General features: G+C 69.1%; 19 protein-coding genes. 14 read left to right on the top strand and 5 right to left on the bottom strand.

The window, feature by feature from the left end; genetic code table 11:
- Position 1 precedes the first annotated feature (1 nt).
- The 8 genes from nuoI to BLU81_RS31770 all read left to right on the top strand — a co-directional run bounded on the left by nuoI (position 2) and on the right by BLU81_RS31770 (position 8,838).
- The gene (gene nuoI, locus BLU81_RS31805; protein ID WP_092549585.1) at positions 2-562 is read left to right on the top strand and encodes an NADH-quinone oxidoreductase subunit NuoI; all 561 of its coding nucleotides are present in this window, start codon (positions 2-4) and stop codon (positions 560-562) included.
- The gene (locus tag BLU81_RS31800; protein ID WP_092549582.1) at positions 559-1,302 is read left to right on the top strand and encodes an NADH-quinone oxidoreductase subunit J; all 744 of its coding nucleotides are present in this window, start codon (positions 559-561) and stop codon (positions 1,300-1,302) included. The genes nuoI and BLU81_RS31800 overlap by 4 nt, the downstream gene beginning before the upstream one ends.
- A complete protein-coding gene (gene nuoK / locus BLU81_RS31795) occupies positions 1,299-1,598 on the top strand; it encodes an NADH-quinone oxidoreductase subunit NuoK (RefSeq protein WP_092549580.1) in 300 nt (99 codons plus the stop codon). The genes BLU81_RS31800 and nuoK overlap by 4 nt, the downstream gene beginning before the upstream one ends.
- A 13-nt stretch (positions 1,599-1,611) precedes the next feature.
- Positions 1,612-3,540 (top strand): NADH-quinone oxidoreductase subunit L, encoded by a 1,929-nt coding sequence (gene nuoL / locus BLU81_RS31790; RefSeq protein WP_092549577.1) that lies wholly within the window; start codon positions 1,612-1,614, stop codon positions 3,538-3,540.
- Complete coding sequence (locus tag BLU81_RS31785) at positions 3,537-5,075, top strand: NADH-quinone oxidoreductase subunit M (protein WP_092549574.1); 1,539 nt, start codon at positions 3,537-3,539, stop codon at positions 5,073-5,075. Before nuoL ends, BLU81_RS31785 begins: the two co-directional genes overlap by 4 nt.
- A 1-nt stretch (position 5,076) precedes the next feature.
- Entirely contained in the window at positions 5,077-6,606 is a 1,530-nt protein-coding gene (gene nuoN / locus BLU81_RS31780) for an NADH-quinone oxidoreductase subunit NuoN (RefSeq protein WP_092549570.1), read from the top strand.
- Positions 6,607-6,702: 96 nt separating this feature from the next.
- A complete protein-coding gene (locus BLU81_RS31775; RefSeq protein ID WP_172890657.1) occupies positions 6,703-7,629 on the top strand; it encodes a pyridoxamine 5'-phosphate oxidase family protein in 927 nt (308 codons plus the stop codon).
- Between the two features lie 249 nt (positions 7,630-7,878).
- Positions 7,879-8,838, top strand: coding sequence for a polyprenyl synthetase family protein (locus BLU81_RS31770; protein ID WP_231954846.1), 960 nt, complete (start codon positions 7,879-7,881; stop codon positions 8,836-8,838).
- On the opposite strand, the gene BLU81_RS31765 is transcribed toward BLU81_RS31770, so the two are convergent.
- Positions 8,816-10,000: an MFS transporter gene (locus tag BLU81_RS31765; protein ID WP_092549567.1), complete on the bottom strand. Its 1,185-nt coding sequence runs from the start codon at positions 9,998-10,000 to the stop codon at positions 8,816-8,818. The genes BLU81_RS31770 and BLU81_RS31765 overlap by 23 nt on opposite strands.
- A gap of 154 nt (positions 10,001-10,154) precedes the next feature.
- Here BLU81_RS31765 and BLU81_RS31760 point away from each other — a divergent pair, with 154 nt between their 5' ends.
- Both BLU81_RS31760 and BLU81_RS31755 read left to right on the top strand, forming a co-directional pair.
- A complete protein-coding gene (locus BLU81_RS31760; protein WP_092549564.1) occupies positions 10,155-10,949 on the top strand; it encodes an IclR family transcriptional regulator in 795 nt (264 codons plus the stop codon).
- A 128-nt stretch (positions 10,950-11,077) separates the two neighbouring features.
- Positions 11,078-11,758, top strand: a complete 681-nt coding sequence (locus tag BLU81_RS31755; RefSeq protein WP_092549560.1) for an anti-sigma factor — start codon at positions 11,078-11,080, stop codon at positions 11,756-11,758.
- Positions 11,759-11,798: 40 nt separating this feature from the next.
- Here BLU81_RS31755 and rarD read toward each other — a convergent pair whose 3' ends face one another.
- The 3 genes from rarD to BLU81_RS31740 form a co-directional block, all read right to left on the bottom strand.
- Positions 11,799-12,728: an EamA family transporter RarD gene (gene rarD, locus BLU81_RS31750; RefSeq protein WP_092549557.1), complete on the bottom strand. Its 930-nt coding sequence runs from the start codon at positions 12,726-12,728 to the stop codon at positions 11,799-11,801.
- A gap of 134 nt (positions 12,729-12,862) precedes the next feature.
- Complete coding sequence (locus tag BLU81_RS31745; protein ID WP_231953607.1) at positions 12,863-13,258, bottom strand: phage holin family protein; 396 nt, start codon at positions 13,256-13,258, stop codon at positions 12,863-12,865.
- Between the two features lie 64 nt (positions 13,259-13,322).
- The gene (locus BLU81_RS31740) at positions 13,323-15,104 is read right to left on the bottom strand and encodes a type VII secretion protein EccE (protein ID WP_157751855.1); all 1,782 of its coding nucleotides are present in this window, start codon (positions 15,102-15,104) and stop codon (positions 13,323-13,325) included.
- A gap of 282 nt (positions 15,105-15,386) precedes the next feature.
- Here BLU81_RS31740 and BLU81_RS31735 point away from each other — a divergent pair, with 282 nt between their 5' ends.
- The 4 genes from BLU81_RS31735 to BLU81_RS31715 all read left to right on the top strand — a co-directional run bounded on the left by BLU81_RS31735 (position 15,387) and on the right by BLU81_RS31715 (position 20,203).
- Positions 15,387-15,704, top strand: a complete 318-nt coding sequence (locus tag BLU81_RS31735) for a WXG100 family type VII secretion target (protein ID WP_092549547.1) — start codon at positions 15,387-15,389, stop codon at positions 15,702-15,704.
- Positions 15,705-15,721: 17 nt separating this feature from the next.
- Complete coding sequence (locus tag BLU81_RS31730) at positions 15,722-16,015, top strand: WXG100 family type VII secretion target (protein ID WP_092549544.1); 294 nt, start codon at positions 15,722-15,724, stop codon at positions 16,013-16,015.
- Between the two features lie 253 nt (positions 16,016-16,268).
- Positions 16,269-19,838 (top strand): SseB family protein, encoded by a 3,570-nt coding sequence (locus BLU81_RS49985; protein ID WP_231953606.1) that lies wholly within the window; start codon positions 16,269-16,271, stop codon positions 19,836-19,838.
- The gene (locus tag BLU81_RS31715) at positions 19,838-20,203 is read left to right on the top strand and encodes a hypothetical protein (RefSeq protein ID WP_092549541.1); all 366 of its coding nucleotides are present in this window, start codon (positions 19,838-19,840) and stop codon (positions 20,201-20,203) included. The genes BLU81_RS49985 and BLU81_RS31715 overlap by 1 nt, the downstream gene beginning before the upstream one ends.
- A gap of 493 nt (positions 20,204-20,696) precedes the next feature.
- Here BLU81_RS31715 and BLU81_RS31710 read toward each other — a convergent pair whose 3' ends face one another.
- The gene (locus BLU81_RS31710) at positions 20,697-21,623 is read right to left on the bottom strand and encodes an alpha/beta fold hydrolase (protein WP_092549538.1); all 927 of its coding nucleotides are present in this window, start codon (positions 21,621-21,623) and stop codon (positions 20,697-20,699) included.
- Between the last annotated feature and the right edge of the window lie 32 nt (positions 21,624-21,655).

Here is a 21,655-nt window from a genome sequence, read left to right as displayed (position 1 = left end):
CGTGGGTACGTTCACCGGTTCCTTCAAAGGGTTCGGCGTGACCTTCGCGCACATGTTCCGCAAAGTGATCACCACCGACTACCCGTTCTCCCCGCCGAAGCCGGCACCGCGCTACCACGGGCGGCACATTCTCAACCGGCACCCGGACGGCCTGGAGAAGTGCATCGGCTGCGAGCTGTGTGCCTGGGCCTGCCCGGCCGACGCGATCTATGTCGAGGGCGGCGACAACACCGACGACCAGCGGTTCTCGCCGGGCGAGCGGTACGCGAAGATCTACCAGATCAACTACGCCCGGTGCATCTTCTGTGGACTCTGCATCGAGGCCTGCCCGACTCGGTCGCTGACCATGAGCAACGAGTTCGAGCTGGCCCGGGACAACCGGCAGGACCTGATCTTTACGAAGAAGGAACTGCTGGCCCCGCTGCTGGAGGGCATGGAGCAGCCGCCGCACCCGATGCGCCTGGGCGAGACCGACAAGGACTACTACATCGGGGCGCTGACCAACCCGGGTACGTCGGCCGGGGCCGAGCGGGCGCCGGTCTACCGGGAGGGCGAGCAATGACCGCCGTCTCCACCGGGGAGCAGATCGCGTTCTGGATCCTCGGCTCGCTCGCGGTGATCGGCGCGCTCGGCATGGTGCTGGCCCGTAACGCGGTGCACTCCGCGTTGTGGCTGGTCGTCACGATGCTGAACCTCGGGTTCTTCTACGTGATCAACTCGGCGCCGTTCCTCGGTTTCGTGCAGATCATCGTCTACACCGGCGCGATCATGATGCTGTTCCTGTTCGTGCTGATGCTGGTCGGCCGGGACGCGTCGGACTCGTTGATCGAGACCCTGCGCGGTCAGCGGATCGCCGCGATCGCGCTGGGTGTCGCCTTCGCCGCGCTGATCGGCACCGGTCTGGCCCGTGCCCTCGGCTCCACCCCCACGATGGGCCTGGATGCCGCCAACGCGAACGGCAACGTCCAGGGCCTGGCCTCGCTGCTCTTCACCAAGTACGTCTTCGCCTTCGAGGTGACCTCGGCTCTGCTGATCACCGCGGCGGTCGGCGCCATGATCCTGGCGCACGTCGAGAAGACGAAGGAGGAGACGCGGGATCAGGTGACCCGGATGAAGGACCGGTTCCGTCCCGGCAACTACCCGGGTGCCAAGCCCGGACCCGGCGTCTACGCGAACACCATGTCGGTGGCCGCGCCGGCCCGGCTGCCGGACGGTAACGGAGCCGAGCGGAGCATCTCGCCGATCCTCCCGATCCGGGAGCTGACCCCGGACGAGGTCGCGCCTAAGGGGACCGAGAAGTGACTCCTGACTATTACCTCGTCCTGGCGGCGATCCTGTTCACCATCGGCGCCTCCGGCGTACTGGTCCGGCGCAACGCGATCGTCCTGTTCATGTGCATCGAGCTGATGCTGAACGCGGCGAACCTGGCGCTTGTCACCTTCAGCCGGATCAACGGCGGCCTGGACGGCCAGATCATCTCGTTCTTCGTGATGGTCGTCGCGGCGGCCGAGGTCGTGGTCGGCCTCGCCATCATCATGTCGATCTTCCGGACGCGACGTTCGGCGAGTGTCGACGACGCCAACCTCCTCAAGTACTGAAAGGGGCCTTCGCATGGAACAGACTGTGGAGTTCGCCCCCGCGGCGGGAGTGTTGAGCAACATCTGGTTGCTCGTGGCGATCCCGCTGGCCAGCGCGGCGATCCTGCTGCTGCTCGGCAAGCGGGCGGACAAGTGGGGACACTGGCTGGGCGTCGCCTCGGTCGCGGCCTCGTTCGTACTCGGGCTGATCTTCTTCTTGAGTCTCGCCGGTCTGGAGGACGGCAGGCGTTCGGCGGAGCTGAGCCTCTGGGACTTCATCGTGGTCGGCGACCTGAAGGTCGACTTCGGGCTGCTCTTCGACCCGCTGGCCGGCGTCTTCGTGCTGCTGATCACCGGTGTCGGCTCGCTGATCCACCTGTACGCGGTCGGGTACATGGAGCACGACCCCGGCCGCCGGCGGTTCTTCGCCTACTTCAACCTCTTCGTCTCGGCGATGTTGCTGCTGGTCCTGGGCAACAACTACGTGATGCTGTACTTCGGCTGGGAAGGCGTCGGCCTGGCGTCCTACCTGCTGATCTCGTTCTGGTACACCAAGCCGTCGGCGGCCACCGCGGGCAAGAAGGCCTTCCTGATGAACCGGGTCGGCGACGCCGGCCTGGCCATCGGCATCTTCCTGATGTTCACCGAGCTGGGCAGCACGCAGTACGCGGACGTCTTCAACGGCGTCGACTCGCTCGCCGCCGGAACGGTCCTGGTCATGGGGATTCTGCTGCTGCTCGGCGCGTGCGGAAAGTCCGGCCAGTTCCCGTTGCAGGCCTGGCTTCCGGACGCGATGGAGGGCCCGACCCCGGTCTCCGCGCTCATCCACGCGGCGACCATGGTCACCGCCGGTGTCTACCTGATCGCCCGGTCCAACCCGATCTTCTCGGCGAACACCACGCTGCAGCTGATCGTGGTGAGCATCGGCGCGCTGACCCTGCTGATCGGCTGTGTCATCGGTTCGGCCAAGGACGACATCAAGCGTGTCCTGGCCTGGTCGACGGTCTCCCAGATCGGTTACATGTTCCTCGGTGTCGGGCTCGGCGGCGGGGCGTACGCGCTGGCCATCGTGCACCTGCTGGCACACGGCTTCTTCAAGGCCAACATGTTCCTCGGGGCCGGTTCGGTCATGCACGGGATGCACGACCAGGTCGACATCCGGCGATTCGGTGGCCTGTCCAAGCACATGAAGATCACCTGGCTGACCTTCGGGACCGGCTGGCTGGCGATCATCGGCATCCCGCCGCTCTCCGGGTACTTCTCCAAGGAGCCGATCATCGCGGCCGCCTTCGAGCGGGAAGTGGTCTGGGAAGCCTGGGTCTTCGGGATGGCGGCGCTGATCGGTGCCGGACTGACCGCGTTCTACATGACCCGGCTCTTTGTGCTGACCTTCCACGGCCCGGCCCGCTGGACCGAGGACAACCAGCACCCGCACGAATCCCCGGCGATCATGACGATTCCGCTGATCCTGCTGGCGGTCGGCTCGGTCGGCGCCGGTTTCCTTCTCAGCACCAGCGTGCCGGACTGGCTGACCCCGGTCCTCGGCGCGTCGGAAGGCGAAGCACACGGCGTGCTGTCGCACACCGTCATCACCATCCTGTCGCTGGTGGTCACGGTGCTGGGTGCGGGTCTGGCCTGGGCGATCTTCCGTAAGGGCACGGCTCTCGAACCGCAGCCGGCCGGTGTGCTGGTCACGGCGGCCCGGCGCAACCTCTACACCGACGCGATCAACGAGGCGGTGTTCGAGCGGCCCGGCATCTACCTCACCCGGGCACTCGTCTTCCTCGACAACCGGGGGATCGACGGCCTGGTCAACGGGATCGCGGCCGGAGTCGGCGGCGGTTCCGGCAGGTTGCGGCGGCTCCAGACCGGCTTCGTCCGCTCGTACGCCATGTCCATCCTCACCGGCGCCATGCTCGTGGTCGGCGCCTTCCTCGCGATCCAACTGGGGTGGTTGGCGTGAAAGATTTTCCCTTCCTCTCCGTACTGACGCTTCTACCGCTGGCCGGCGCGCTGGTGGTGGCCTTCATTCCGCGTACGAAGGCAGAACTGGCCAAGCTCGTCGCGCTCGGCTGGTCGATCCTCGTGCTGGTGCTGAGCATCTTCATGTGGATCGCCTACAGCGTCGGTGGCGACCGATTCCAGTTCCGCGAGTCGTACGCCTGGATTCCCGCGTGGGGCGCCAACTTCACGTTCGCGGCCGACGGCATCGCCCTCGTCATGCTGATGCTGATCGCGATCCTGTTCCCGATCGTGATCCTGGCGTCCTGGCACGACGTCGACCAGAGCACCCGGTCGGCACCGGCCTACTTCGCGCTGCTGCTGGCCTTCGAGTTCACCATGATCGGGGTGTTCGCCGCGGCGGACGTGTTCCTGTTCTACGTGTTCTTCGAGATCATGCTGATCCCGATGTACTTCATCATCGGCTCGTTCGGCACCGGCCAGAAGCAGTACGCCGCCGTCAAGTTCTTCCTGTACAGCCTGGTCGGCGGCCTCTTCATGCTGGCCTCGGTGGTCGGGCTGTGGGTGGTCGGCGGGAAGACCTTCGACTTCACCGCACTCGCCGCGATCGCCGGTGACCTGGACACCGACACCGCACGGTGGCTGTTCCTCGGCTTCTTCGTGGCGTTCGCGATCAAGGCACCGTTCTTCCCGTTCCACACCTGGCTGCCGGACTCCGGTGGCGCCGCCCCCGCCGGAGCCGCCGCACTGCTGGTCGGCGTGATGGACAAGGTCGGCACGTTCGGGATCCTGCGCTACTGCCTCTCGCTGTTCCCGGAGGCATCGCGCTGGTTCGCCCCGGCGGCGATGGCCTTGGCGGTGATCGGCATCATCTACGCGGCACTGCTCGCGGTCGGCCAGAACGACCTCAAGCGCCTCGTCTCGTACACGTCGATCGCGCACTTCGGCTTCATCGGCATCGGCATCTTCGCCTTCACCACCCAGGCCGGCACCGGCGCCGTGCTCTACATGGTCAACCACGGCCTGGCCACCGGCCTGCTCTTCATCGTGGTCGGCATGTTCGTGGCCCGGCGTGGATCGTCGCTGGTCAGTGACTTCGGCGGGGCCGGCAAGCTGGTACCCGTACTCGCCGGGGTGTTGTTCTTCGCCGGTCTGGCGTCGCTGGCGCTGCCCGGCACGGCACCGTTCGTCAGCGAGTTCCTGGTGCTGATCGGCACGTTCAGCACCAACAAGGGTTACGCCGTGGTGGCCACCCTCGGCATCGTGCTGGCCGCCGCCTACGTGCTGTGGATGATCCAGCGGACCACCCAGGGCACGCTCAACCCGGCACTGACCGAGGTGCCGGCGATGTCGAAGGACATCACCCTGCGGGAGAAGGCGGTCGTCGCCCCGCTGATCGCTCTCCTGCTGGTGCTCGGCTTCTACCCGAAGCCGGTCACCGACGTGATCAACCCGGCGGTGCAGGCGACCATGCAGGACGTCGGCGTGACAGACCCGGCCCCCAACGTGGAGGCCGGCGGAAAGGTGGGCGGCTGACATGGAACCGTTGAAACTGCCTCCCATCGAGTACGGGGCACTGCTCCCGATGCTGATCCTCTTCGGCGCCGCGTGTGCCGGGATCCTCGTCGAGATCGTGGTGCCACGCCGGGCCCGTAACGCGGTCCAACTCATCCTGTCGCTGCTCGCCGTGGTGGCCTCGCTGACCGCGGTGATCGTGGCCCGGGGCACCCGGACGATCACCATCGGCGGTGCGGTCGCCGTGGACGGGCCGACACTGTTCCTGCAGGGCGCGATCCTCGTACTCGGCGGGGTCTCGCTGCTGCTGATCGGGGAGCGCACGATCGAGAAGGGCGGCGCGTTCGTCGCCCAGGCCGCGGTCACCATCGGCTCGCAGAAGGACGCCCGGCAGACCGGCAGTCCCGGCGCGACCGAGGTCTACCCGCTGAGCACCTTCGCGCTCGGCGGCATGCTCCTGTTCGTCGCGGCCAACGACCTGCTCACCATGTTCGTGGCGCTGGAGGTCTTCTCGCTGCCGCTCTACCTGCTGTGCGCGCTCGCCCGGCGGCGTCGCCTGCTCAGCCAGGAGGCAGCACTCAAGTACTTCCTGCTCGGCTCGTACGCCTCGGCGTTCTTCCTGTTCGGGGTGGCCTTCATCTACGGCTTCTCCGGCGGGATCCAGCTCAGCGTGGTGCACCAGGCGGTGGCCGACCCGCAGCGCAGCGAGGTGCTGCTCTACGTGGGCCTGGCCATGCTCTCGATCGGCCTGCTCTTCAAGGCGGCGCTGGCACCGTTCCACGTGTGGACGCCGGACGTCTACCAGGGCGCGCCGACGCCGATCACCGCGTTCATGGCGGCCTGCACCAAGGTCGCCGCGTTCGGGGCGCTGCTGCGGATCCTCTACGTGGCGTTCGAAGGGGTGCGCTGGAACTTCCAGCCGGTCCTCGGGACGATCGCGGTGCTCACCATGTTCATCGGCGCGATCCTGGCGGTCACCCAGACCGACCTGAAGCGGCTGCTGGCCTACTCGTCGATCGCGAACGCCGGATACCTGATGGTCGGTGTGCTCGCGCTCAACGAGGCGGGCCTGAGCGGCACGATGTTCTACCTGGTGGCGTACGGGTTCTCGGTGCTCGCCGCGTTCGCGATCATCAGCCTGGTGCGGGACTCCGACGGCGAGGCCACCCACCTGTCCCGGTGGGCCGGCATCGGGCGGAAGAGCCCACTGCTGGCCGGTGTCTTCACGTTCATCCTGCTGGCCTTCGCCGGTATCCCGCTGACCAGCGGTTTCACCAGCAAGTTCGCGGTCTTCGGGGCGGCCGTCGAAGGCGGTCAGACGTGGCTGGTCATCTTCGGCGTGGTCAGCAGCATGCTGTTGGCCTTCCCGTACCTGCGGGTGGTCGTGCTGATGTGGCTGTCCGAGCCGGGCGAGACGACGCCGACCGTCTCCATTCCGGGTTTCCTCACCTCGGCGGTGCTCGCGCTGGGTGTGCTCGTGACCGTGGCGCTGGGTGTCGTCCCGGCTCCGCTGATCGACCTGACCCGGGAAGCGGCACAGTTCGTCAGGTAGCGCTCTTTCCGTAAACGATCATTGGCGGGAGTCCTTCGGGGCTCCCGTCAATCCGTTGTCCATCGGCTGTCGATCACGCTCTTCTAACTTGCCCGCGTGTCTGACTCGACCCTGCTGCCGACCTCCCTCGCCGAGACTCTTCAGGCCTACCGGACCTGTGAACTCGCCACCCTGAGCAAGAGCGGATCGCCGGTCGCCTGGCCGACTTCCGGGCTGGTCCTGGACGACGGCACGATCCTGCTGACCACCTCGCTGGGGTTCCCGCAGAAGGCGGTCAACATCCGGCGGGACGAGCGGGTGGCACTGCTGTTCTCCGACCCCACGGCGAGCGGTCTGAAGCATCCGACCCAGGTTCTGGTACGGGGGGAAGCACGCTGCCCCGGTGAGGTCCACGTGACGCCGGCCGGTGACCTCGAACCGTTCTGGGCGATGCTGTTCGAACGCCAGCCCGCCTCGCAGTCCTACCTGGACTGGCCGGCGACACTACTGACCGATTTCTATTACATGCGCCTGAAGATCGTCGTCACGCCCACCGAGGTCGTCGAACGGCCGTTGCCGGACTTGTCGTCGACCGGTCTCGCCGACAGCGCACTGATCGGCGCCGAGGTGCTGGCCGAGTTCGCGTCGGTGGTGCTGACCGCGGTGGACAAGGCCGGTGCCCCGGTGCTGCTGCGGACCACGGTCGAGGCGGAGACGGGCGGGTACCGGATCGCGGTTCCGGAGGATCTGCCGCTCGCCGCCGGGCCGGCCGGGCTGCTCGTGCACCGGCACGACGAACAGCTCTGGAATCTCTACAACGCGAGCGTGCGCGGCGAACTGGTGGCCGACGGTGCCGGCTGGCTGCTGAAGCCGGAGCGTCTCGTGGAACCCGGCGGGCGGCACCGGGGCGGGGTGCTCGACCAGCTCCGGATCGTGCGGGAGACCCGGCGGGCCACCAAGCGGTATCTGGACCAGCGGGGGCTCGCCCGGCCGGTCGTGCCCTGGGCCGACTACCGGGCGATCCGGGCCCGGGTCCGGGCGTGACCGTTTTCCCCAGCCACCGCATTCGGCCCGCAGGTGGTCCGGATACCCGGTGTGACGCTCACGTCCGGCTGTGGTCACGGGCGCCTTTGTGGTCCGTACCGGCGCTGTCGGATTTTTGATCTTGTCGCGTGCCACCCTGGGACAGAAACCGTCAGATGGGTATGGCAAGGTGAAAGCGTGGTGAGCACCGGTGATTCGAGCCCGCGCGAACTAGCGCTGTCATCCTTGGGCCTCGACGTCGATCCTGCGATGGACGAGTCGGTGTCCGCGACGCTGGCCGCTGTGGAGATCGCGTTGCGCGGCCATGTGTCCAGCGCTGATCCGCTGGTGGCGGAGGCCGCGCGGCATCTCGCCGAGGCCGGGGGCAAGCGGTTCCGGCCGTTGCTCGTCGCGCTCGGCGCCCAGTTCGGTGACCCGTCGGCGCCACAGGTCGTCGCCGCAGCGAACGTGGTCGAGCTGACCCACCTGGCCACGCTCTACCACGACGACGTGATGGACGAGGCCGCCGTGCGGCGCGGTGCGGCGAGCGCCAACGCGCGCTGGGGCAACTCGGTCGCCATCCTGGTCGGTGACTACCTGTTCGCCCAGGCCGCCGACCTGGCCGCCACGCTCGGCACCGAGGCCGTGCACCTGCAGGCGCAGACCTTCGCGCGGCTGGTGCACGGGCAGATCGCCGAGACGGTTGGCCCGCGTGGCAGTGACCCGATCGAGCACCATCTGCACGTCATCACCGAGAAGACGGCCTCCCTGATCGCCACCGCGGCCCGGTTCGGCGGGCTCTTCTCCGGCGCCCGGCCGGAGTTCGTCGAGGCCCTCGCGGGTTACGGCGAGACCATCGGCATCGCCTTCCAGCTCTCCGACGACCTGCTCGACATCGCCAGTGAGTCGGTCCAGTCCGGCAAGACGCCCGGCACCGACCTGCGGGAGGGCGTGCCCACGCTGCCGATGCTCTACGCGCTGGCCGACGACGACGCGGAGCCGTCCGCGGTCCGGCTCCGGGAGTTGCTGGCGTCCGGGCCGCTCACCGACGACACGCTTCATGCCGAGGCGCTGACCCTGCTGCGCGAGTCGGCGGCGATGAAACGGGCCCGGGAGACCGTCCGCGGTTATGCGGAGGCGGCCCGGTCGAGCCTGGCCCCGCTGCCCGCCGGTGAGGCGAAACGGACCATGGAGGCGCTCTGCGACTTCATCGCCGACCGGACCGGCTGATCAGCCTGCTCCCCAGCACCATCAGGCCGGCCGCGCCGATCATCGCGGCCGCCGCGCTGAACCACATCGCGGGGTAACCGGCCCCGTGCGCGATCGCACCCAGGGCGATCGGGCCGACACAACCGCCGGCGTAGACACCGGTCTGGGTGATCGAGGTGGCCGCGGCCGGTGCCTGCGGGTGCAGTCGCACCACGGCGAAGGTCATCAGGCCGGGCCAGGCCCAGCCGAACCCGAAGCCCAGGACGACACCGGCCAGCAACGCCGGGGTCCCCGGGACCGCCAGCAGGGCCAGTCCGGCCGCTCCGGTGCCCAACAGGGCCGCGATGACGCCGATCTGGTGGTCCGGGTGGCGGTCGGCCTGCCAGCCGCCGACGATTCGGGCCAGGGCGCAGATCGCGCCGCCCAGGGTGAGCGCCAGGCCGGCCGGGCCGGGCGCGATGCCGCGCTCCACCGCGGACGAGACGACAAACGTGCCCAGCGCGTTGGCCGAAGCGGCGGCCAGCGTCGCGGCGACACCGATGACCACCAACGGGCCGGTGCTCCGGCCGGACCGCGTGTTTTTGGGTAACCTCTTGCCGTCTCCGGGCACCAGCAGGACCGCGGCTCCGGCCAGCAGCCCGGCCAGGACGAACGCCCAGCGCCAGCCCACGGTCAGGGCGAGCACCGGCACCGCCGCGCCGGCCAGCAGGGTGCAGACCGGAATGGCGGCCTGCTTGATCCCGAAGGTCAGGCCCTGCCGGTTCTTCGGGGTATATCGGGAAAGACTGGTGTTGCTGGCCAGTTGTCCCATCGCGTTGGCGGCCGCGCCGAGGGCCAGAATCGCGGTCAGTGTCCACAGTGACCGGGCCGCGAATGCGATACCGATCAGTGACGCTCCGGCCAGTCCGATCGCTATCCGGGCGATTTTGGCGGAACCATATCGTTCCACCAGATTACCGGCGGGGATCGAGGCCAGCGCGCTCACTCCGAAGTAGGCGGAGACCGCCAGTCCCAACCCGGCGGGGGAGAAATTCAGCTCGTCGCCGACCTGAACCGCGAGCCCGCCGACCAGGAAGACGGGTATCGAAACAGCGATCGTCGTGGTAAGTGCGCCGCTCGTCGCCCGGACCGCGTTTGCGCTGGTGGAGCCGGTCTCAACAGGGTCTTTCGCGAGCTCGTGCATTGGAGGCAGACTAGGCGATTCAACCCCGGTCCTGATGCGGACAGTTCCATTGATCACACGCGCTGTGTAAATCGACCGTGATCCACATGCGTTTGGCATTCCGTCGACGGACGATTCTTCATATGGTGTAAGTCCCTGTGCCTCGGAGGTAGCTGTGCGTGACCCCCTAGCGGAGCCGTCAGATCTCATCCGGAGCGTTTCGCGTGCCCTGCGCGTGCTGGAATCGGTGGGCCGGGCGCCACGCGGGCTCACCGTGAAACAGATCGCTCGACGGTGCGAACTGACCGTCGCGACGACGTACCACCTGGTTCGGACCTTGGCGTACGAGGGCTACGTCATCCGGCGTGAGGACGGTACGTACATCGTCGGGCTGGAGATCGCCGATCGGTACCGTGAGCTGGTCTCCGCCTTCCGCGGCCCGCCCGCTGTCGGTGAGGCGCTGCGCCGGGCCGCCGTCGACAGTGGATACAGCCACTACCTGGGCCGATTCGTCGGCGGGCGGATAGCCGTCACCGCCTCCGCCGAAGGCGCGCGGTCGCCGTTCATGGACGACGTCGCCCCCGGTTTCGACGAAGGCGGGCACGCCACCGCGCTCGGCAAGGCGCTCCTGGCCACCCTCACCCCTGACCAGCGGTCGCGCTACCTGCGTGACTACGGGATGCGGGCCTTCACCCCGGCCACCCTCACCACGCCCGAGGCGCTCGAAGCCGACCTGGCCGCTGGTGAACGGCGTGGCATGCAGATCGAGATGGGTCAGTTCCGGCAGGGCCTCGCCTCCGCCTCCGTCGTCGTCGTCGCCGACCGCGACATGGAACGACGCCTCGTCCTGGCCTGCTCGATGCCGGCTGCCGAGATGCTGACCTCGGCCCGGGTGGTCCGCGCCAAACTCACCGCGGCCGCCCGGAACGTGGCCGAAGCCCTGTCCGGCGGCGAGTCCGCAACCGCCTGAAAGGGTGGTTGCTCTCCGGATTCGGGCCGCCACGGCTTGAGGTGGAGTTCTAAGGCTCCGTTGAACCTTCGCGGCTCAAGCCGCGTACCTCCAACCGGGAAGGGCAGACCCAGTAGGAGGCGGTACGGATGCGATGCGAGGACGGGCACGACGACGCCGCCTATGTCCTCGGCGCGTTGTCGCCGATCGAGCGGGCCGCATACGAGAACCACCTGGCGACATGTTCGTTCTGCCGGGAGGCCGTAGCCGATCTGGCACAGGTGCCGGACATGCTGGACCGGCTCGACGCGGACGAGTTCGAACGGCTGCTCGACCCGGATCTGTTCTCTTCCCATCGGCCGTCGCCCCGGCCGCCGTCTCGGCCGGCCGTCAAGAAGTCCCGGGTGCTGCGGACCCGGATCGCCAGCACCGCGGTCGCGGCTGTTCTGGTGCTCGGCATCGGCGGTGGGGTCACCGCATGGGCGATGAACCGGGACAACCCGGCCGGGCCACCGCTCGGTCCGGCGATCGCGATGACGGCTGTCGAGAACGGCTCACCGATCGCGGCCACCGTCCGGATCACCAGCACCCCCGGCGGCAGCCGGGTCGAGATGCACTGCGAATACAGCAGCACCGGCAAGCCCTACACGTTCCGGCTCATCGCGTACGGGCCGGACGAGCAGCGGGAACAACTCGGCTCGTGGCTGGCACAACCCGGCGCGGACTTCCTGATGCCGGCGGCCACCCACTTCGCGCAGGGCAGCCTGGCACGGCTCGAACTGGTCCGTTACGACGGCAAGGTCATGCTCGTCTACGAACCCCCGCGGTGACCCGGCCCGATCAGACCGGTTGGCTGCGGTTGCGCCTGCCTCAGTGAACGGGCAGGGCGGCGGCTGCCGCACGGTTCCGCGCCGCGGTCCGGGCGCTGCGGATACCGTCCACGGTGAAGATGATCAGTGCGATCCAGACCAGCCCGAAACCGGCGAGCCGGGCCAGCGGCATCGGCTCGTGATAGAGCAGCACACCGACCGCGAGCTGCAGGATCGGGGCGATGTACTGCAGGATGCCCAACCCGACCAGCGGCACCCGGTTGGCGGCGCCGGCGAACAACAGCAGCGGCACCGCGGTCGCCACCCCCGAGAAGATCATCAACAGCGTATGTGTGACCGAGACCTGCCCGAACTTCGCGCCGCCGTCGGTTCCACCGGCGACGTTGAGCCACGTCAGGAAGGCCAGCGCGGGCAGCGCGAGCACCGCCGACTCGACGAACAGGCCCTCCGCGGGCGGCAGTGACATCCGCTTCTTGATCAGGCTGTAGCAGCCGAACGACGCGGCCAGGGTCAAGGCGACGTACGGCAGGTGCCCGTAGTCGAGCGCCAGGATCGCCACAGCCAGCCCGCCGACCCCGATCGCCACCCACTGCAGTGCCCGGAGCCGCTCCCGCAGCACCGTCACACCCAGCAGGACGACGACCAGCGGCGTGATGAAGTAGCCGAGAGCCGTCTCCACCACCCGCGACGAGTTGACCGCGTAGATGTACGTGCCCCAGTTGATCCCGATCAACACGGCGGCCAGGGAGATCCCGCCGAGCAGCCGCGGAGTACGCAGCAGCCGCCCGAGGAAACGCCAGTTGCGCATCGCACCGAGCACCAGGGCGATGAAGACGACCGACCAGAGCACCCGGTGCGCCAGGATCTCCAGTGGCGGCGACGGGCGGAGCATTTTGAAGTAGATCGGGAAGAAGCCCCACATCGTGTAGGCCACCAGGCCGTACACGTATCCACGCCGCTCGTCGCTCATCCCCCCACGGTAAGGGCGGGGGGATTCTGCGGTCCTTGCATATGAACCAGGTCACGAGGCCGATTCGCAGGCTGTGGCCCACGTCGCGCTCTGGCGTCGTGGCCTTGTTGTCGGGCCCTGGTGTCGTGGCCTGGTTAGTCGTCGCCGTCCGGGACCAGCATGTTCAGCACCCAGCTCACGACGCCGACGAGCAGCGCGCCGAGAACGGCCGGCAGAACGCCGTCCACGTGGAAGCCCAGATCGAACTGCGAGGCGATCCAGCTGGTCAGGAGTAGAAGCAGACCATTGACCAGAATCGCGACCAGGCCGAGCGTCAGAACGTACAGACCGCAGCCGATCGTCTTGATGATCGGCCGTAGGACCGCGTTGACGAGACCGAAGATCACCGCGACGGCGAGCAGCGTGCCCACCTTGGCGGTAGTGCTGTCGGTGTTCAACTCGATGCCGTCGATCACGAGTGTCGCGATCCACAGCGAAACGGCGGTGATCACCAGCCGGATGAGGATGCCCATGGCACGCGATCGTGCCATGGGCTGTCCACCTGTGGAAACGACACCCCGCGATCCCTCGGAGATCTATGCCGGAGTTAAGAAATCAGGGTGCTGACTGACCGCGCAACGGCTCCCCGATCAAGCTCTGCTCGATCGGGGTCTGGGACCACACCGCCCAGCGGACCGCCCGCCGGTTGATCACCGCGAGCATGTCGGGACGCATCCGGGGGAAGTACTTCGCGGTGTCGCCGAGCCCGAGCGTGTTGCCGAGCAGGGTCGCCTCGGCCGGCCGGAGTTGCTGAAGCACCACCAGGTCGGCCTCAGTGGCATGGGGCACGTCGGAGGCCCCGAAGTCGTCCCGCACGATCAGGGTGGTCCGCCAGCCGGCCTCCCGGTCCGGCTCCGGCCCGGACGGTGCCGTGCCGGTGTCCAGAATCGTCAGCGCGGGGCGCCGCACCGAACCGGCCGGGGCCTCGAACGGCCGCCCGGCCGGCATCACCGTGATCGAGTCGCCGGGGACGGCCGCGCCACGCACGAACGGCTCCCACGCCTGCGGCCGAGTCGTCCGGACAAGCACCCGGGCGCCCACCGCCATCGCCCGGAACGCCAGCATGTGCGCTCCCGGCAGCCCGCCCACCAGCAGTGCGCGGGTCGGCTCCGGCCGGAACAGGCGAATCAGGACCGGCCCGCCGCTCTGGTTGCGGCCGAGCATCATGCCGGCCGGACTGATCGGCACCTCGGGAACACCGAACACCGGGCCGTCCACCGCCGCGCCACCGAGCGGCAGCGTCGCGGTCAGGCCGGGCAGGTGCGCCCCATCCCACCGGCGAAGCCGCACATGCTCGGCGGCGAGCAGCGACCGCAGCGCCCGGGACGCCGCTTCCAACTCGGTGACGTCGGGCGCGGCCAGCCGGACGAAGAGTGCCGTCGGCGTCAGGGACACCGTGGTGGCGGCGGCCGGCAGATGCAGGATGCGGGTGACCAGGTTGCCGGACAGATCCGCCCCGGACGCCGGCTGACACCGGAACGTCGCCTGGACCAGACCGCCGAGGCTCAGGTTGTTCCAGCTCTCCCGGCCACCGGTGGAATCGCCGCCCTCGATGTTCGCCAGGTCCGCCATGGCCCGCTGGGCGGCGACGTCACCCAGCGGACGGGCCTGGGAGGTGCCGAGACGGCGGGTCAGCCTGCGGGTCAACCCGCCGAGACTGCGGTGCAGCTCGTCCTCCGACCAGCCGCCGGCCCGGGAGACCCGCAGTGCGAGCACCGCCCGCAGATGGCCGAGCGAACTGCCCTCGGCGAGAGTGCGATAGGAGCCCTGCGCCCGGTCGGTGCCCGCCCGGCTGGACAGCGCGGAGACGGCACTCAGCACGAGCTGGACCCGGATCTGGGGCTGATCGTCACCGGACGGGGACTGGTCTCGCCCGGTGGCGTGCAGCAGCGTCGAGAAGGAGGGGATGGGTGACGCCTCGTCAGCCGGATCACCCAGCTCGACCAGGACGGTGAGGCCCGAATCGTCGGCGAACACGGCAGCCGGCCCAGTGGGCAGGTCCAGAGTCGTCATCCGGACCCGGGGCGCCGCATAGGCCATCAGCGCACCGGGGCTGTCGACCGGGGCGGCCCGCCGGCGGCCGCCGAACCGGGCCGCGACGCCGAGCCACTGGAAGGCCCACCGGCCCCGCAACCGCAGCCAGGTCAGGGCCAGCACACCGGCCGCGACGGCGACGGCCGGAACCATGGCGATCCCGCCCAGCACCAGCCCGGTCAGCACCAGAACCACCGCGACCTGGGTCGCGACGATCTGCTCCGGCCGGACACCGAGCATCCGGCCCCCAAGGCGTGGCCGGATCAGGCTTTCGGTCATGGGAACCGCGACTTCGGTGCTCACGAGGCCCCACCCTTTCGGTTGCCGGACGGTCATGCACGGTGACGCGCGGCCCATCGTAGGGCAGCGAGCCGTTTGATCTGGGGCCGTCCACAGCCCTGAGCAGGAATGCGGGGTTATCCACAGGTTGCGGCCCGGGGGCTGACGCGGGTCGCTTCGGGCGGCTAACGTCGGCGCCGATGTCGATCGCGGGCGGCGAGCCTGGTCGCGACCGGCTAGCCTAGTGGCCCGCGTCGATGTGGCGCTGGTCCACAGCGGATTGTTCTACGAGAGGGGTGACGTCCGATGGCAGAGACCAGAGCCAGTGCCGATTCGATGGCGAGCGCTGCCGCGAAGTTCGATGAGGTCAACAACGACCTGCAGAAGATGCTGTCCGACCTGATGAACGAGCTGTCGGTGCTCAGCGGCTCGTGGAAGGGCCTCGGCGCTTCCGCGTTCGAGCAGGTCAAGCAGGAATATGCGGCTGACCTCCGGAGCCTCAACAACGCGCTCTCCGAGACCGCGGAGGCGATTCGCACCTCCGGCACCAGCTACACCGCCTCCGACAGTGAGGCCGCTTCCCGCGTCGCCAAGACCGGCGGCACGTTCTCCCTTCCGCTCTGATCTAACGGAGGAAACCCATGAGTGACGGCATGCTGCTTGTCAACTTCGGCGCGCTCCAGCAGGCGAGCGCCGACATCCAGAAGGCGCTGGGCACGCTGCGCGCCAAGCTCGACGAGGCCGAGTCCGTCGGCGGCGCACTGTCCCAGGAGTGGGACGGTGCCGCGAAGGAGGCTTACGCGGAGCGTCAGCAGCGCTGGCGGAACGCCTCCGAGGACCTGTCCAACATCCTGCGGCAGATCCAGGGCGCGGTCACCGACTCGGCGAGCGATTACGGCGACACCGAGCGGGCGGCGACCCAGCGCTTCCAGTGAGGCGCTGTCGGTGAGTCGAGGCACGGGTCGCCCGTTCGCGTAGTGGCCAGGCCGGCTCCCGCGGTTACCATCGGTTGTTGGATGATCGCCTCAGGCGATCGAGGGGTGTTCGCGGGGGCTGGGCGAGGTCATGCTGAACGTGCCAAAAGTACGTTCCGATTGTCAGCATGCCGCCGCCCATTGTGATTGCGGCCTGACCTTGTAGGTTATACGCGTTGAGTTGGCTCGTTGACACGCGTGGGGAGAGGTGGACGTGTCCGAGTGGGAACCGGCTACGGACGCCGAAGTCGCGATGCGCGACGCGTTGCGCACCGACGACCAGGAGTCTTACTTCCGCATTCTCGCCGGTGTCGACCTACTGTTACCGGTCTCCGCTGACGTTCTGGCCGGCCTTGCGCCGATGGGCTGGGGCACGTGGAGCACGGGTGGTCGCACCCACGTGCTGGCGTTCACGTCGAACGCCGCATTGAGGTCCTGTCTGGCGGATTACACGGGGTCGGCTCGGCGAGTGCCGTACGCCGAACTCGCCAACACCTGGCCGAATCTCGAGTGGTGGCTGGCGGTCAACCCCGGCCTGCCCATCGAGGGATACCTTCCGGCCTGGTTCGTCGCTCAGCTCGCCCGAGGCGATCTGCGGCTGCCCACCCGTGGGCCCGGACGCGAGGCGAACAACGGCGCCTCGAAGATCCAGGAACTGGGTGCGGCCGCCCTGGCGGCGAGCCGGTCCGGTGGTGAGAGCGCGGTCGGTGGCCCGACCTATGACTCGGAGCCGGGCGCTGCAGTCGCGCCTCCCGCCCCAGCCGCACCGGTTGCCGTGCCAGCGGTGGCTCCGGCAGTGGCCCCGATTCCGCCGGTGGGCACGCCCGTCCCATCGATGGGTGCGTCTGCCCCGTTGATGGGCACGCCTGGTCCTTCGCCTATGGGTGCGCCTGCTTCTTCTTCCATGGGTAGCGCCGCGGGTGGGTTCGGTCCGCCGCAGCCTGCCGCCCAGCCGCCGATCGGGCCTGGTGGCCTGCCGGTTCGCACTCCGAGTGGGACCAGCGCCAGCGGTCTGCCGACCCGGAGCCCCGCTGCTCCGGCAGCGCCCGCCGCCTACCAGCCGCCAGCTGTTCCTGGTGCTCCGCAGAGCCCGGCCGGGCCAGGGAACGGTCAGGCGCCCGGATTCCCGGGATCGTCCCCGGCTTTCGGGTTCGCCGATTCCGGTTCCGCACCGGCCTCCGCCGCTCCGGCACCCGGTTTCCCCTCTTCCGGGCCTGCTCCGGTTTCCGCGATCCCGGTGTCCGGGTTCGCCGGTCCTGGTCCCGGTCCTGCTTACGGTGCCGGTCCTGGTGCTGGTTACGGGCCCGGTGTCTCCGGTCCGGGACCAGCGCCGGTCTCCGCCGTTCCGATGTCCGGCAACCCGGCTGCCGTCCCGGTCTCCGGGATTCCCGGTCCCGGTTCGGGCCCGGGCTTCGGCTCACCGGTGAACGGTGCCGGTATGGCCACTCCCGGCTGGGACAAGGCCGGGATGCCGTTCCGTTCGGACGAGGACCCGCGTGGGCCGCTTCAGGACCTGAAGGCGCCCCTGCCGGTCCGGACCCCGATGGCCAACACACCGCCGGTGCCCGAGCACGTCGCGCCGTACGACCCGGCGGAAGTCCAGGTCGACCAGAACTGGGCCGGCAACCGGGCCACGCCTCCGGCCGCACCGCCCGCGCCCGCACCGCTGGCCCCGCCTGCTCCTGCTCCGCCCGCACCATCGCCGGTCAACCGTCCGGCCGGTCCGCCGCCCGCGGCACCCCCGCTCGGCGGTGCCCTGCCCCGGCGGCAGCCTGGTAACTCAAGCGGTGGCGGCTCGATGTCGAGCATGGCCGGGTTCGTCCCGTCCAGCACGAACGCCGCCAACAGCGGTGGTGGTGGCGGCCCTGCTCCGACCTCGCCGACGATCCGCCCGGCCTCTCCGGCTCCGGCCGCCGCGCCGACCTCAGGCCTCGCCGCGCCCGGCGGCTTCGCCGGATCGAACACCGGCGCTTTCAACGCACCTCCCGGTTACGGCCCCGATTCCAGCGCTTCCGGCTTCGGCCCGCCCGGTCCTGCCGGTGGCGCTCCCGGTTTCGGTCCGCAAGGTTCCGGTGGTGGAGCTCCCGGTTTCGGTCCGTCGGGTCCTGGTGGGGGCTCGCCGGGCTTCGGTCCGTCCGGTGCCGCCCCTGGCTTCAACCTGGCTGAACCCGGTGCGGCCCAGGGCTACGGCCCGTCCGGGCCTGCTGCCGGACCCGGGAATGGTGCCGGACCCGGGAACGGCCAGCAGCCGGTCAGTCCGGCCGGTGGGCCTCCTGGCGCGCTGCCGCGCCGTCAGGTCACCCCGGCGTCCGAGCGGCCCACGACGATGGCCGCTGCCGCGCAGGCGCTCGGCACCGGCCGTACCCCGACAGGTGAGATCGCCGCCCCCACCTGGACCAGGCAGGATTCGGCGACTGACCGGTTCGGCCCGTCCGGGCCCGCGCCGTCGATCGCGCCGCCGCGGCCCGAGGCCGTGGACAGCCCCGCGGCCACGACCATGACGAACCTGCTTCCGCCGGTGATTCCGGGTGCGCCCGGTGTCGACCGGTCGGCTTCCTACCCGGCTTCGGGTTACGGGGCCGCGGTTCCAGGCGGTTCGGGTCCGGCGACCCCGCAGGCGTACACCGCTCCGCCGTCCTCAGCCCCGGGGGCGTCCTACGGTCTTCCGCCGCAGGGCAGTCCGGCGTCGGCGTACGCCACGCAGTCCCAGTCCGCTTTCGCGACCCAGCTCCTGCCGGTGGCGAACGGTGGCTACACCTCGCCGGCCGTGACGAACATGGGTGTCTCCGGGTCGGCCACCGGATCACGCGGTCCGGCTGCCGAGGAGTTCGTCCCAGCGAACGAGACCGAGCGGGAGCTGCAGGACGCGGCGGACACCGGTAACACCGATGTCTTCCTGTCCACGCTGCTGCTGGCGAAGGTGCTCGTGCCGGTCGCCAGCCACTCCCGCCCTGGTAGTGCGCCCGGCGAGTCCGGTTTCGCCTTCCTGCCCGAGGAGTTCGACGGCGAGCGGTTCCTCATCGTCTTCACCAGCAAGGACCGGCTCTTCGAGCACTTCGGCGAGCCGACCCGGACGATCGAGGCCCGCTTCTACGAGCTGATCCGTAACTGGCCCGATCCGTCCTGGTCGTTCGCGGTGAACCCGGGGACTCCGGTCGGCGCGAAGTACCCGGGCGCCCAGATCATCGCGCTGGCGAACTGGGCCACCGAGGCCGGTCTCGGTGCGGATCCCGCCGAGACTCTGGTGACGGAGTTCCCGATCGCCCCGGTTCCGGCTCCGCAACCCGCCAGTGACGAGGCCCAGCAGGCCACCGTCATGCAGAAGACGATCTGCGCGGAGCAGGTCGACTACTACCTCGACCGGGGCTACGACCGGATCGCCGGTTTTGTGCACCGGGCTTCCGAGGTCGAGCACCTGCGGACGCCGGGCGAGTTGTTCGGCGCCCTCGGATTGTTCTACGAGTCGTCGCCGTTCCAGCCGGACGCGAAAGAGGCGTTCGTGCTGCGCTGGCCGGCGTACCGGCCGAGTCTCTACCGCATCCCCTACGGCGGTCAGAACGAGCAGGCCCTGCGTGCCATGGACGGCTGGGTGATCGAACGCCCGCCGTTCCGGGGCAACGGGTTCGCGCCGGGTGAGGGCCGGGACGTGGTCGCCGAGTTCAAGGTGGACAGTGTCCGCCTGCCGCACGGCGCTCAGCTCTGGCGCACCGATGTGGACGGCAACGAGCGGATGTTGGCGATCTTCGACGCGGACGGCCCGTTGTGGCGCCGGGTGGGTGAGTAGTGATGCGCGACGGTTACGTGGTCACCTGGCAGGGGCGGGAGTACGACGCCGCCCCCGACGGGGACAAGGTGCGGATCTACGACACCACTCCGGCCGACGGTTTCCAGGAGGTCAAACCCGGGCGTTACGTCCGGGTTCTGGACCCCGAGGAATACGACGAGATGGCCTACGTCCGCACGCTCTGCACGTGGCGTGGCGAGCCGTTCGTGGTTCTGGCCGAGGCGGACAACTGGCTGCGTCTGGAGTACACCGGCGGTCGTGCTCCGGTCGCGCGCCAGCTCGGGCTCGAAGAGTTCGACTACGGCGTCTACCAGGGTTGGGCGCCGGCCCACGAGGTCCGCGACCGGTACGAACACAAGGTCTGACCCGAATCTCTGGTACGCCTACCGGGCACCGGAAGCGACTACCCGTCCCGTGGCGACACGCGATGTCGCCGCAGCTCAAGACTGCCGCGCGTCCGCCGGGCGAAGACGTTGGTAAGGGCTCCCCGCTCGCTGAGCGGGGAGCCCTTCGCCCGTTCCAGGCCTCCGGTGACCGAGGAGGAGAGAAAAAGGGGGGTGGTCACCGGTGCCGGGTTCGGACTCTCCGGGCCGATCAACCGCCCGCGGCACGTGTGGGGGGTTCGCGCCGTGGGCGAGTGAGGTCGGCCTGCCGAGTGCCGGGACAGCCCTGGTACTCGGAGTTCTCGGTGCCGGCCCGAGGTGCTTCGGGGACCGGGCCGGCACATCGGGTGGGGACGGTCGGTCACGTTGAGTAGTTCTTGGGAGCGGTACCATCCGCTACCGAACGTGAGATTAGGGCAGATCCGACGCCCAGTTGATCAATTAACTGTCAATTAAGCGGACCGTAAGACCAACCTCAGGAAGGGGTCTTCAACCAGCGCAGAATCTCGCCGGTCACCAGATCCGGGGCTTCCCGGTGCAGGAAGTGCCCGACCTCCGGCAGGAGACGCCACTCGTACGGCGCGGTTACGTAGCGTCCTGAACCCTGCGCGGTCCGGGGCAACACAGCGGTGTCGAGCCCGCCGTGCAGTTGCAGCGTCGGCACGTTCGACGGGCGCTGCATCAGCTTGACGAACCGGTACCCCTGCAGGCGCAGCGCGCTGCGGGCCACCCAGCGGTAGGCCTCCAGAGCACAGAACGAGGCCTGCGGGATCTGCATGGCCTCCCGGCAGCGCGCCGAGTACTCCGCGAACTCCGGCGTCGCCGCGAACCGTGCACTGCTCCACCGGGTCATCAGTTCGCCGACCATCGCGGCGTTGTCCCGGGTCAGCACGTGCTCGAAACGCGGCACCTGGAACCGGACCACCGGTGAGGACGCGTTGAGCTGGCCACGGGGGTCGGCGAAGAGGGAGGCGCGCAACCGCAGTGGATGCGCGGCACCGAGCACGACCAGGCGGTTCACCAGTTTCGGATGGAACGAGGCGGCCGCCCAGCCGATCATGCCGCCGGCTCCGGCACCGACCACCGTCGCCGATCGCTCGCCCAGGGCACGGATCAGTCCGGTGACGTCGGCGGCCATCGTGTAGCCGTCGTACCCACGCGGGGGTTTGTCGCTCGCACCGTAACCACGCAGGTCGATCGCGGCGGCGCGGAAGCCCGCGTCCGCGACGTGGGTCATGATGTCGTGCCAGGCCCACCAGAACTCGGGGAAACCGTGCAGGAAGAGGACCAGCGGGCCAGTGCCGACTTCAGCGACGTGGAAGCGGCTGCCGTTGGCACCGACGAAACGGTGGCTCCACGGCCCCTCCGTCAGTACGCACGACTCGTCCACCCGACCGCCCATGTGGTCAGCCTAAGTCCCGTTGTCACAGACGG

Origin of the sequence: Actinoplanes derwentensis (assembly GCF_900104725.1) — a bacterium.
In the GTDB taxonomy this organism is placed as follows: Bacteria; Actinomycetota; Actinomycetes; order Mycobacteriales; family Micromonosporaceae; genus Actinoplanes; species Actinoplanes derwentensis.
The sequence above is the reverse complement of the archived record's forward strand: the minus strand, read 5'-3'. Positions and strand labels throughout refer to the sequence as shown.

Bases quoted from the DNA above. Each gene is read 5' to 3' on its own strand.
- BLU81_RS31800 (WP_092549582.1), top strand. From the start codon at position 559: ATGACCGCCGTCTCCACCGGGGAGCAGATCGCGTTCTGGATCCTCGGC.
- nuoL (WP_092549577.1), top strand. From the start codon at position 1,612: ATGGAACAGACTGTGGAGTTCGCCCCCGCGGCGGGAGTGTTGAGCAAC.
- nuoN (WP_092549570.1), top strand. From the start codon at position 5,077: ATGGAACCGTTGAAACTGCCTCCCATCGAGTACGGGGCACTGCTCCCG.
- BLU81_RS31770 (WP_231954846.1), top strand. From the start codon at position 7,879: ATGGACGAGTCGGTGTCCGCGACGCTGGCCGCTGTGGAGATCGCGTTG.
- BLU81_RS31765 (WP_092549567.1), bottom strand. From the start codon at position 10,000: ATGCACGAGCTCGCGAAAGACCCTGTTGAGACCGGCTCCACCAGCGCA.
- BLU81_RS31755 (WP_092549560.1), top strand. From the start codon at position 11,078: ATGCGATGCGAGGACGGGCACGACGACGCCGCCTATGTCCTCGGCGCG.
- rarD (WP_092549557.1), bottom strand. From the start codon at position 12,728: ATGAGCGACGAGCGGCGTGGATACGTGTACGGCCTGGTGGCCTACACG.
- BLU81_RS31745 (WP_231953607.1), bottom strand. From the start codon at position 13,258: ATGGCACGATCGCGTGCCATGGGCATCCTCATCCGGCTGGTGATCACC.
- BLU81_RS31735 (WP_092549547.1), top strand. From the start codon at position 15,387: ATGGCAGAGACCAGAGCCAGTGCCGATTCGATGGCGAGCGCTGCCGCG.
- BLU81_RS31730 (WP_092549544.1), top strand. From the start codon at position 15,722: ATGAGTGACGGCATGCTGCTTGTCAACTTCGGCGCGCTCCAGCAGGCG.
- BLU81_RS31710 (WP_092549538.1), bottom strand. From the start codon at position 21,623: ATGGGCGGTCGGGTGGACGAGTCGTGCGTACTGACGGAGGGGCCGTGG.